Source organism: Peptoniphilus indolicus ATCC 29427 (assembly GCF_000227315.1).
Lineage (GTDB): Bacteria > Bacillota > Clostridia > Tissierellales > Peptoniphilaceae > Peptoniphilus > Peptoniphilus indolicus.
The window spans coordinates 201556-213604 of sequence record NZ_JH165061.1; the positions used below are offsets into that span (position 1 = coordinate 201556).

Below are 12049 nucleotides of genomic sequence, written 5' to 3' on the forward strand. Positions count from 1 at the left end.
TGTATCTATTGTTTAACGGATATTAGTATAAAATGTAAATCGCTAGAAACAATTTACACTAAAGACAAAACATTATTTGAACATTGGTGTTTGAAGATGAGAAAGCTAATTCTTTAATTCCAAGTTTTATAAATATGAAAACTTATACAGTTAAAAACATCTTAGTCTAAAAAGCAAATTTGTTGTATATATAAATTTTTGCAATACCACTATATATAATTTAAGTGCTTTACTTCACTTAAATACTTTTAAGTTTGTTACCCAATCTTGAGAAACGCTTTATGTAGTATACTATATATATGAACGCTGTTATCCCCCATGATATGGGATAACATGATAATACTGTTATAAGAGTATGGTTAAGCGGAACTATGAATAAAACCCACAAAATTCTTGAAATGCAAGTTCCCAAAAGAGTTATTACCATAGGCCTAAATGTATCTCCCGTTCCTCGTATCGCTCCAGGCAAGATATCACAAAACACATAAATAAGATATAACGGAGCAATGAAGTGCATAATTTGCGAAGTAATAAAAATTACATTTTCATCATCAATAAGAAGTTGCGCAAAAATTTCACCACAGAAATATAAAACGCAACTCACTACTGATATTGAGGTCAATGCCATAATTAATCCCACTCTCACACCATTTCTTGCTCTTTCGTACTTCTGTGCACCATAATTTTGAGCAACAAAAGTTGCCACTGCAACAGAAAAAGCATCAGATATAGCCCATATAAGAAAATCTAATTTCCCACAAACAGCCCAAGCGGCAATGCTATCAACTCCTATACTATTTATGCTAGCTTGAACTATAGTGTTGGAGAGTGGATACAAAACGGATTGTATTCCTATTGGTAATCCCAACTTAAAGATTTCTATTACATGAATTTTATGAAATCTTAGATTCTTAAAGCTTATTTGGCAAGGCAATTTAGTTTTTGTTAATGCCACTACAATCAAAACAGTGCTTAGACATTGAGAAAAAACAGTAGCAATTGCTGCTCCCACAACACCTAATCTAAAAAATGCTACAAAAATCAAATCTAAAATTACATTAAGAAAATTAGCTGCGATTAAAAAATAAAAAGGTGTTTTAGAATTTCCAAGCGCTCTCAATATACCGGCTCCCACATTATAGAGCATAGATACAACTATCCCCGAAAAATAAATAAAGATATATCTCTGTGCATCAGTTACAATTTCATTTGGAACACGAATGGCTTTTATAGCAAATGGTGACAAAATACAGCCAATTACAGTCAATGCTATCCCCCCGACAAAAGCAAACAACATAGCATTATGACTTGCATCGGACACCTCTTTATTCTTTTTTGCCCCATAATATTGAGAAATAATAATTGTTGCCCCTGATGCAAGTCCAGCAAAAAAATTGATCGGCATTTTTGTTAATGTGAATACAGATTCTATTGATGCTAATGCTTCTTTACCTGCAAATCTTCCGATAATAATCGCATCTACAGTCGTATAGAGCGATTGAAACAAAGTCCCCAGAAAAATCGGCATTGCAAATTGCAGCATAATCTTCCATACTGTTCCTTCTGTTAAATTAAATTTTTGCAAAAATTTTTTTGTCTCCATAACATACATTACTCCCGTTTATTTTTGAAGTTAATACTATTACTCAATTTAAATATCTCTCAAAGAGATTATAGCTATTCTAAAACACTTCATAAACCACAAATATAGTTATTGTATATTTATGGTATTAAAGTTTATTCTTAATTCTATCTTTTCATTAATTAATGTAAAATTATTCACTGCCTATATATGAATTTGCTTTTTAATAAATGTATTGTATCAAAAAAGACGAGAATCTTTAGTTTTCTCGTCTTTTTCTACTTCTAGAAGCTTTTAAAACTGTTCATTCCGTCTTTTAAAGACTATACTATTTTTTGTAGTCTCGCTGATTTACAATGACCATTCTACTCATAATAATTAAAACTACACTAACTTTATTATAAAATAATATTACTAAAAAATTTTATTCTTCATAATCTCTTTCTCAAATCGATTATTATTAATTTAGTTTAACATCGTTAATTTATCGTTAATTTTTATTTTCTTTATTATATCAATTTTTTTAACTCTTTTATATTTTTAATTCCTATCTTACCTCTTGAAAGGCTTATTATGTTTTTATCTTGCAGTGTATTTAAACTTCTTGAAACAACTTCCCTTGCCGAGCCTATATCTTTTGCAATATCTCCATGAGTTAAACTAAGAACATCGGAATGTTGTCTTTCTCTTTCTTCTAAGAGCTTATTCAAAAGGCGTTTTTCTAAGGGTATAAACATCATACTTTGCATTAAATTAAATGCATTTTGATATTTATCTTTTGCTATTTCCAAAAAGAATATTTTAACTTCATTATATTTTTCAGAAAGTTTTTTTATGTATTTCACATCAATTACTAAAATTTGTGCATTTTCAGTTGCTTCTATATAAAAATTTCGGTTTAAATCATCTATAATACAAGCTCCCGACATTATGCACATACTATCTTCCATAAGTTTATTCAACGTCATATCTCTTCCATCTTCAGATAACACATAACCTCTTAGCTTTCCCTTTATTACATAGAGTATGCCCGTGCAGACAGTTCTTCCCCCATGCACTAAATCACCTTTTTCATAGTTATTACAAAGGGTACTTTCAACTATACAATTTTGTTCATATTCTGTTAACATTTCCCAAAAGGGAAATTTCTGTTTAAATATTTTTTTAGTATCCATATCAAACCTTCATTCAAATATATGAGTTAAATTCTAAACATACACTTATTAAATGCTTTTTCTTTTTATATTTACTATATTAACATGAAAATAATTATATTAGAAAGTATCTATAATAATTAAAAATAAATTTTAAAGGTACTAAATTCCAGTACCTTTACTTCGCTCTATTCAGAAATAAAATATCCGTGATCTAACGGGCCACTTCCTTTACCCAAATCCATCTTTCTCATCAATAGATTATTTAAATATAGTTTCGCCATATATATTGAGTCTTTAAGTGAATTTCCTTTAGCTAAATTCGAAGCTATGGCTGATGAAAGTGTACATCCGGTTCCATGTGTATTTTTATTATCTATTCTTTCTCCTCTAAACCAATTTTCAGTTCCATCATATAACAAATCATCACAACTGCTATCCAAGTGTCCACCTTTTACCAACACTGCCACGTGTGACTTTTCATATATAAACTTCGCTGAAGTAAGCATGTCCTCTTTACTTTTTATTTTCTTTTCAGATAAAACTTCTGCCTCTTTTAAATTCGGAGTTATCAAATCAGCTATTGGAAATAATTTATTTTCTAGTGTACTCACTGCCCCTGATTTAATTAAATTTGAACCACTTGTCGCCACCATAACCGGATCCACTACAATATTCTTTGCAGAATATTTTTTAAATTTTTCACTATCACTTCAATTAATTCAGAATTTGAAACCATTCCTATTTTTACAGCATCTGGAAATATATCTTCGAATACACATTTCAACTGCTCATCCAAAATTTCCGGACTAACTTCTAATACTTTTGTAACTCCTGTAGTATTCTGAGCTGTTATCACTGTAATACAACTCATCCCATATACTCCATTTGAAATCATAGTCTTTAAATCAGCTTGTATTCCTGCTCCTCCGCTCGAATCACTTCCGGCTATAGTAAGTACTTTCTTTCTCATAACGACTCCTCAAAATTAATCTATAATCTAACTTCTCCTAATCCTGCACAAATAAGTTCAATTAATAATTCCGCCGTCTTATTATCATAATCAAGTAATGGATTTAGCTCTACAAATTCCAAACTCAAAACTTTTCCTGAAGCGTGACATTTTTCTAAACCAAGTCTTGCTTCTCTAAAATTAAGTCCACCAAATAAATGAATCCCTGTTCCCGGCGCAAATATTGGATCTAAACAATCTACATCAAATGAAACATGTACTCCGTCTGTATTTTTTAAATACTCTAAAGCTTCATCCATAACTCTTCCCATTCCAAGTTGATCAATATCGGCTATAGTGTAGCATTTAATATTGTTCTCTTTTAAAATTTCCTTTTCGCCATTATCCAAATCTCTAAGGCCCACATAAACTATATTTTCAGGATTTAAAGTTAAGTTTCCCCCAACAGCCTTTAATCTCTCATCTCCCATTCCGATTAAAGCTGCTATAGGCATTCCATGTATATTCCCCGATGGGGAGGTTTCTGTTGTGTTTATATCCGCATGCGCATCAAAATATATTAGCCCAGCATTTGGATAATTATTCAACACACCTTTCATAGTTCCAAGAACTGTTGTATGGTCGCCCCCTATTACTAAAGGCAATCTGCCTTCTTCCATTTGATTTTTTACACTTTCAAAAAGAATATCTAGTTGTTCTAAAATCATATCTAAATGATTTAAATTGTCTTCTGATTTTTCCAATTTATATCCATTTTTAACATCTAAGTTAAAATCTCTATCTATATCTAATCCGAGTCTTTTTATTTTATCTATTAAGCCGAGTAATCTAAGTGTGTCAGGTGCAAACCTAGAACCCTGACGGACTCCACCCATATCAAGCGGTGCACCTATTACAGAAATATTTTTATTCATAATTTCTCCCTTTTTCATTATTTTATAATTATACAACAATTCCTATAGAAATATACCTAAACTCACTCTCTATACTCAGTTATTTTAATTTTTCTAAGGGTATCTTTTAAAAGAGGTGAATTATGTATTTAGAAGATTATTTTGTTGGACAAACATTTAATATAGATTCTGTTAAAATTACAGAGGAACATATTTTAGAACATGCTAAAAAATATGACCCTCGCCCTTTTCATTTAGATAAATCTGTCGCTGAAAAGACAAGGTTTAAAAAGCTTTTCGCATCCGGACTGATGACCTTAAATGTATGTTGGGGAGAGTGGGTTAAAACTAAAATCGATGAAAAAGGAGTTATAGCCGGTATAGGAATGGACAACATACGATGGTTGGCTCCTGTTTTTGCTGATGATGAACTGCATTCCATATTGACTGTATCTGAAATCACTCCTTCAGTAAAAAATCCTCATGGTGTTGTAAAATTTGATATGGTCTCTATGAATCAAAATGATGAAATTGTACTAACCCTTACTGCCATTGTTTTAATTGCCAAGAATCCATCTATATAAAGTATTGTAAAAAATCGTTAACCTCCATATAATTATAATATAATTACTTGGAGGTTTTTATGAATATTAAGTTATTAACTCGCACTGCCCTTTTTATGGCTATCGTAACCGTAACTACTATGGTTATAAATATTCCAATCCCGGCCACTAAAGGGTATGTTAACGCATCTGAAATAGCCGTATTTTTGGCTGCAGCTCTTTTACCATTTGCATATAATACATTTGCTGCCGGAGCCGGCTGTGCACTCGCTGATATCTTGCTTGGATATAGTCTTTATGCTCCTGCAACTTTAGTTATAAAGGCAATTGAAGCTTTCATCGCATTTAAACTTCTTAAAAAGTTTAAGCTCAATCCTTTTGTGGCTTTCGGTATAGCTTGTATATTTATGCCGGCCGGATACTTTTTATATGAATTTGGAATATTGAGATACACTTACGAAACAGCACTTGCTGCACTAATTCCAAACTTGTTACAAGGTCTTTTCGGCGCAATTGGTGCAGGAATTGTATATCCTTTCTTAAAAAAAATTATATATTTAAGATTTATTTACAAAAAACCGACGATTGCCCGTCGGATTTTATTACTTTAATTTTTCTATTATTTGTTCTATTGTTAAACTTTCTTGTTCTTGCTTTGCCATATCCTTGATAGCATATTTCCCAGTTTGTACTTCGTTTTCTCCAACTACAATTGTGTATGGGATATTTAAAGCATCAGCATACTTAAATTTCTTTCCAAGCTTGGCTTTTTCTGTATAGACAGTTGTAGCTATGCCTGCTTCTTGTAATTTTGCAGCAAGTTTTATGCTGTCCATTTCATATTCATCCATAGGAATTACCATTACATCTGTTAAGCTTTCTCTCTTAGCTTCAATTATATTTGCTTGGTTAAGTTGATAGAAAAGCCTAGATAGTCCTATTGAAATACCAACTCCCGGAAGTTTCTTATCTGTGTAATAGCTTGCAAGGTTTTCATATCTTCCCCCCGAACAAACCGAACCTATTTCAGGATAGTTTACAAGTTCTGTTTCATAAACCGTTCCTGTATAATAATCCAGTCCTCTTGCAACTTTTAGATCAACTCTATAATTTGTCTCTGGAACTCCATATCCACCAATACAATCTATTACAGTAGTTAATTCTGAAACTCCCTCTTTAAAACTTTCATTTTCAATACCTAAATTTTCAAGCTGTTTTATAATTTCTTTATTAGTACCTTCTATTGTGATGAAGTTCAAAATTTTATCGGCATTTTCTTCAGAAACTCCTACCGCTAAAAGCTCAGCTTTAACTTTATCAATACCTATTTTATCCAACTTGTCTACAGTTCTAAGCACAGAAACTGTATCTTCTATTGCCAGTTCTTTATAAAATCCATTTAATATTTTTCTGTTGTTTAGCTTTACTACAAACTCATCAAATCCCAATTCTTTAAATGTGTGGTATATTACAACAGGGAATTCAGCATCATTTAAAATGCTGAGCTTTTCATTTCCTATCGTATCGATATCACATTGGTAAAACTCTCTAAATCTTCCTTTTTGCGCCTTTTCTCCACGATATACCTTTCCTATTTGATATCTCTTAAATGGAAAAGACAAATCATTGAAATGTTCTACTGTATATCTTGCCAATGGCACTGTCAAATCAAATCTAAGAGACATATCCGTGTCTCCCTTTTGGAATCTATAGATTTGTTTTTCTGTCTCTCCACCACCCTTCGCAAGAAGTACTTCACTCTTTTCAATTACCGGAGTATCCAATGGCAAAAATCCATACTTCTCGTAGTTTCTCTTTATCGTGTCCAACATCTCATTAAAAAGTATTTGTTCTCTCGGCAACAATTCCATAAATCCTGGAAGTGTTGAAGGCTTTACTATATCTGTCATTTCTTCCCCCTAATTAAAGTTTATTTCAACCATCTCACTCACTGCACTGTATATCAACACTGCTGCAAGGCTGGCTGTAGCATTGTCTTTATCGTATCTTGGCGATACTTCCGCTATATCAAAGCTCACCACTTTACCTGTTTGTAAAATATGTTTAAGTATTATAATTACCACTTCCGGATCCAACCCCAAAGGTTGTGGAGCACTTACCCCCGGTGCATAAGAACTTGAAAATACATCAGAACAAATTGTCACATATACAGAATCCAATTTTCTTGTGAACTTATCTATACTGTCAAACAATTTATAAATTTGTCCATTCACTATATCCTTAGCTAAAATATATTCTACACCTGCATCTTTTGCAAAATTAAACAAACTCACTGTGTTGGAATGCTTTTGTATTCCTATTGGCAAATAATTAAAATCTAAACCATTTTCTTTGTTCATATCATGAATTTGTCTAAACATAGTTCCTGATGATGGGCCGTTTTCTTCATAAGGTCTACAATCAAAATGTGCGTCAAAGTTTATTACTCCTAACTTGTTTGATTTTCCATACTTATTAAAAAGTCCTTGGTAATGTCCAAATGCTGTTTCATGCCCTCCACCCAAAATAATAGGTTTTAAATTTAAATCCAACATTCTGTCCACCGCTTTAGCCAAACATCTTTGTCCTTCATCTAAACTAATACCTTGAACATATACATTTCCACAATCGAAAATTTTCACTTCTTTTGGAAAATCACATGGCAATTTAGAAAGTTCTTTTCTAATGCTCTTAGGTCCGTTGGCTGCTCCAACTCTTCCCTTGTTATACTCTATTCCCCAATCACATTCGAAACCTAATATACCAATTCCAAATTTACCTTCAAAAGGTTCTAAACTTTCATCATTTAAATCTATTATCTCAACCCATTGATGCCATCTAAATGAGTCGAAATCATTCACTGAATCTACTCTTCCCGTCCAGTTGTATGGAAGTTCTTTACTATAATTTTCTATCATATAACCACTCCCTCAATATTTTGATTTTATCATTAAATTAAAATATTGTCAGCTTTTTGCCATGATTTACTGATCTAATCATTTAAAAATCATTTCTAATCTGCTAAATATCTAAATGCTTTTTATATTTTTCCGGAATAGCACTTAGGTATTCTTCTCTTTTAGTTCTCTTTCTGTCCGGATCTCTGAAGAAGTCTCTGATTAACGCTATTACAACCGGCATAAGGAGTAAAACTCCAACCAAGTTTGGTATTGCCATAAGTCCATTTAATGTATCTGAAATGTGCCAAATTTCCTGTAAGCCTCCAATAGCTCCAACTGTTGCTATCGGTATATAAATTAATCTATAAATCCAAACCGAATTTCTGCCGAATAAATATTGGAAACACTTTTCTCCATAGTATTCCCAACCCAAAATAGTTGAGAAGGCAAATAGAGCGAGCCCAATTGTAACTACGTGGTCTCCCCCTACAAATCCAGTTTGAAATGCCTTTGTAGTCAATTCCGCTCCTGTCAGACCACTGTAAGCTTGACCTGTAACAATGATTACCAGCGCAGTTAAGGTACATATCATTATAGTATCTGCAAACACTTCAAATATACCCCACAGTCCTTGTCTTACCGGATGGTCAGTTTGAGCTGCAGCATGTGCTATCGGTGCAGACCCCAAGCCAGCTTCATTTGTAAATACGCCTCTTGCTATACCAAATTTTATAGTCTTTTTAATAGCTATTCCCATTCCGCCACCCAAAGCAGCTCTCGGTGAAAAAGCAGTTCTAAAAATCTCAGCAAAAGCACTTGGCACGTTCTTTATGTTTAAAAATATTATAAATAATGCACCTACTATATATAGTGTTGCCATAAGAGGAACTAATTTTGCTGTGAACTTTGCTATACGTGCTATCCCGCCAATTATTACAATGCCGGCTAAGACTGAAACTCCTATACCAACATATAATTTATTCAATCCATATGTGGTGTTGAGTGCGACAGCAACGGAATTTGATTGAGTCATATTGCCTATTCCGAGCGAAGCAATCATTCCAAAAAATGCAAATGTACTTGCCAGCCAACCAAGTCCCAATCCATTTTTGATATAGTACATTGGCCCACCTATTGAATAACCATAATCGTCCGTTTCTCTATACGTTATGGACAATATTACCTCTGACATCTTTGTCGCCATACCAAATAGTGCTGAAACCCACATCCAAAATATAGCCCCAGGCCCACCGGATGCTATTGCTGTAGCAACTCCGGCTATATTCCCTGTGCCAACTGTGGCTGCGAGTGCTGTAGACACTGCTTGAAAAGGAGTTATATCTCCCTCGTGTTCTTCACTCGCCTGCTCAAAAACTTTCAGTATAGTATTTCTTATTGTGTAGAAAAATTTTGTAAGCTGCGGTGCCCCTAGCACTGTAGTATATAAAATTCCCGTTCCAAGTAATAGGATTAACATAGGCCAACCCCAAACTATTCCATTTAAAATATCATTTATTTTTAAAATTAGCTCCATCTTCTTCTCCCAAACTAAAATTATATTTTTACTACTTTTACCATTTTAATTATAACTTTAAAACTATTTTTAGTATAATTTTTATATTATATTTATCTTGGTATTTCAAAAATTTTACATTCATGTATTAGTTTTTACAACCTCATTTCAAAACTTATCAAAATTGATTTTTTATCTTATGCTATTAAATTTCTTAATTTATTGCGCCGGTATAATAGAAAAAGATATTGTAAAATTTACAATTGCCGTCTTATATAGCCTAATCTTGTATGCCTATATAAAAAAACAATATAAGGAGAAATAATATGAAAATAAAAATTTATTATTACTTTTTGGTAATGTTCTTTATCTCTATGTTTTCAAGAACAGCTTTTGCACAAGAAATGAATTCGGTAATAGAAAACGAAACCTTTAAGGATATGGTTGCCTCAGGTGAATTAGTATATAGGAGGCACTGATCAAGAAACTCAACTTCAGATATCTAATTCAAACTCAACCATTCAAGAGAGTGTATATCAATTTACAATTTTTGAATCTGTCATAAATAATATTTTGATTCTAAATCTTTTAAAATTCTTCATTCCAAATGTTAGTATTTTAAATTGCTTCATCTCATTGTTTGTTCGTATTTCTCTAGCAACTCATCTTATTTTATCATTTAAATTATAGCTTCAAAGCTATTTTAAATATTATGTTTATATTAAATTTATACTTTATCTTTCCATATTAAAATCCGCCGAATTTCTTCGACGGACTTAATTATTAAATATTAAACTTCACTTCTCTTATTAACCCGGTATCTTCATCTTTAAATGTCAATACTCCATCTAAAACACTAACTGTTTTAACATTTATATTTCCCTTTGTCTTTGCAACTATACTTTGATTTTTATCAAAAACTATTAAATTGTCGCCTTTATCAAAAGTCGCAAATACATAGTTATTTACTTTTCTCAAACCTGTTAGAGAACCTTCTCTATTTAATTTCTTTCTATTTTGGTTGAATAATGATCCATTTTCTATAGAAGTTTTATAATAAATATTTCCATTAAGTGCTGTCATTAATATAGGATCCCATTTATTAACATCAAGCCTTAATATTTCTTTTTCTTCCATATCTATTAAATTTAAACAATTAACAGTTTTTTGAGTTTCGTAATCCACGGTAAAATATAAATTATTATTGTCTAAAACTAAATTGCTTCCATTTTTATTTACATCTTTTACTTCAACATCTTTTCCGCTATCAACCTTAGAGATTATTATATTTGAATTCTTTCTATTTCTTCCTACTAAGTAGTTTATTCCTCCTATTTCTTTTGAGAAATAGTATTCTCTAAAATTAGTATTGTATGAACTTACATTTAAAATATCTCTTTTACAATTATTTTTTTTAGAACTTATTCTCAAGCCTGAATCTTTATCAAAGCTATACTCCCAATTAAATTCATCATTACAAAATCTCCATGTCAACGGAAAATATGTCACATCTCTATATACTAACAAAGGAAACTTTTCATTTTTATTATCTATATCCTTTCCATTGACAACTATATTGAAATCTGCTTGCTTAGCTACATCATAATTTTTATTTCTTCTTCCAATATATCTATAATAATCTCCTTTTGGTATATCACTTTCTATTTTTAAAGTTTTTGTATCTTTATCCCAAAAAGTATTCACTCCTAAAAATCTTGAATTTTTATATGTCATTGGGAAGTAAGTTACATCTTTATATAAAATAATAGGATATTTATTTTCTCTCTTTTCCATCTCAATATCATTAATGCTTACCTTAAAACTTGGAATTTGAATATTTACTTTTTGTATTTCCGTAGCCTGAACACGTTTAGTCATCATCAATACGCAACACAATATTATAAACTTAGTTTTGTTATTCACTTTCACTCTCCTTTATCAACTCATATCTTATTTTTATTAGTTAAATCTTATAGTTATATTTTCTGTATCCCATTGTGTACTACTATTTACTTCTACTTTATCTCTACTTCCATAAATCCCTGAAACTCCAAATTTTCCAGTTCTATTAGTAACACTACTATAGTTCATAGGTGTATAACTCCCATCTGCTCTATACAAATATGATTGAGAAAATCCCCCATTATATAGCACTTCCTGTATTAAAATCTCTATTAGGATTGCACAATGTTATTTGTTTGTTAAATGATGCATTATATTTCGTAATTCCATTTAAATAGTAATATTTATCGTATAATACATTTGAAAAATCAGAAGCGGAAACAACCCTACATCTAACCCAATTGTTACTATCAACATTTATGTTAGATCTATTATATCTTGTCTAGTCAATATTAGTCATTTACAAACTAAACCCATCTCCGTTTTTATACCTTTGAGGATTTTGACACTTTCCCATTAAAACTCCTCCTTTTTATTTAGATTGTCCTATAATTTTCTTTAATAGTTAA

At 31.5% G+C, this 12049-nt stretch carries 11 protein-coding genes and 1 pseudogene; 3 read left to right on the forward strand and 9 right to left on the reverse strand.

Annotated elements, in window-relative coordinates; translation table 11 throughout:
• Nucleotides 1–238: 238 nt before the first annotated feature.
• The 4 genes and pseudogenes from HMPREF9129_RS00865 to rocF all read right to left on the reverse strand — a co-directional run bounded on the left by HMPREF9129_RS00865 (nt 239) and on the right by rocF (nt 4623).
• On the reverse strand, nt 239–1603 hold the full coding sequence (locus HMPREF9129_RS00865) for an MATE family efflux transporter (RefSeq protein ID WP_040552109.1): 1365 nt from the start codon (nt 1601–1603) through the stop codon (nt 239–241).
• Nucleotides 1604–2091: 488 nt separating this feature from the next.
• Nucleotides 2092–2757: a Crp/Fnr family transcriptional regulator gene (locus HMPREF9129_RS00870; protein WP_004819332.1), complete on the reverse strand. Its 666-nt coding sequence runs from the start codon at nt 2755–2757 to the stop codon at nt 2092–2094.
• 167 nt (nt 2758–2924) lie between these two features.
• Nucleotides 2925–3709 (reverse strand): annotated as a pseudogene (gene thiD / locus HMPREF9129_RS12740) (bifunctional hydroxymethylpyrimidine kinase/phosphomethylpyrimidine kinase).
• Nucleotides 3710–3729: 20 nt separating this feature from the next.
• Nucleotides 3730–4623, reverse strand: coding sequence for an arginase (gene rocF, locus HMPREF9129_RS00880; RefSeq protein ID WP_040552110.1), 894 nt, complete (start codon nt 4621–4623; stop codon nt 3730–3732).
• A gap of 122 nt (nt 4624–4745) precedes the next feature.
• Between rocF and HMPREF9129_RS10495 the strand changes: the two genes are divergently transcribed.
• Both HMPREF9129_RS10495 and HMPREF9129_RS00890 read left to right on the forward strand, forming a co-directional pair.
• A complete protein-coding gene (locus HMPREF9129_RS10495) occupies nt 4746–5186 on the forward strand; it encodes a MaoC/PaaZ C-terminal domain-containing protein (RefSeq protein WP_004819338.1) in 441 nt (146 codons plus the stop codon).
• A 59-nt stretch (nt 5187–5245) separates the two neighbouring features.
• A complete protein-coding gene (locus HMPREF9129_RS00890) occupies nt 5246–5776 on the forward strand; it encodes an ECF transporter S component (protein WP_004819340.1) in 531 nt (176 codons plus the stop codon).
• Here HMPREF9129_RS00890 and hisS read toward each other — a convergent pair.
• The 3 genes from hisS to HMPREF9129_RS00905 form a co-directional block, all read right to left on the reverse strand.
• Nucleotides 5768–7075, reverse strand: a complete 1308-nt coding sequence (gene hisS, locus HMPREF9129_RS00895) for a histidine--tRNA ligase (protein ID WP_004819342.1) — start codon at nt 7073–7075, stop codon at nt 5768–5770. The genes HMPREF9129_RS00890 and hisS overlap by 9 nt on opposite strands.
• A gap of 9 nt (nt 7076–7084) precedes the next feature.
• Complete coding sequence (gene hutG, locus HMPREF9129_RS00900) at nt 7085–8083, reverse strand: formimidoylglutamase (protein WP_004819344.1); 999 nt, start codon at nt 8081–8083, stop codon at nt 7085–7087.
• A 103-nt stretch (nt 8084–8186) separates the two neighbouring features.
• Nucleotides 8187–9599 (reverse strand): alanine/glycine:cation symporter family protein, encoded by a 1413-nt coding sequence (locus HMPREF9129_RS00905; protein WP_004819345.1) that lies wholly within the window; start codon nt 9597–9599, stop codon nt 8187–8189.
• Between the two features lie 305 nt (nt 9600–9904).
• Between HMPREF9129_RS00905 and HMPREF9129_RS11290 the strand changes: the two genes are divergently transcribed.
• A complete protein-coding gene (locus tag HMPREF9129_RS11290; RefSeq protein ID WP_004819349.1) occupies nt 9905–10057 on the forward strand; it encodes a hypothetical protein in 153 nt (50 codons plus the stop codon).
• A gap of 304 nt (nt 10058–10361) precedes the next feature.
• Here HMPREF9129_RS11290 and HMPREF9129_RS10500 read toward each other — a convergent pair whose 3' ends face one another.
• Both HMPREF9129_RS10500 and HMPREF9129_RS12150 read right to left on the reverse strand, forming a co-directional pair.
• Entirely contained in the window at nt 10362–11501 is a 1140-nt protein-coding gene (locus tag HMPREF9129_RS10500; protein WP_050794606.1) for a hypothetical protein, read from the reverse strand.
• Nucleotides 11502–11537: 36 nt separating this feature from the next.
• Nucleotides 11538–11669 carry a hypothetical protein gene (locus tag HMPREF9129_RS12150; RefSeq protein WP_257009105.1) on the reverse strand — a complete coding sequence of 44 codons (132 nt, stop codon included), beginning with the start codon at nt 11667–11669 and terminating at the stop codon, nt 11538–11540.
• Between the last annotated feature and the right edge of the window lie 380 nt (nt 11670–12049).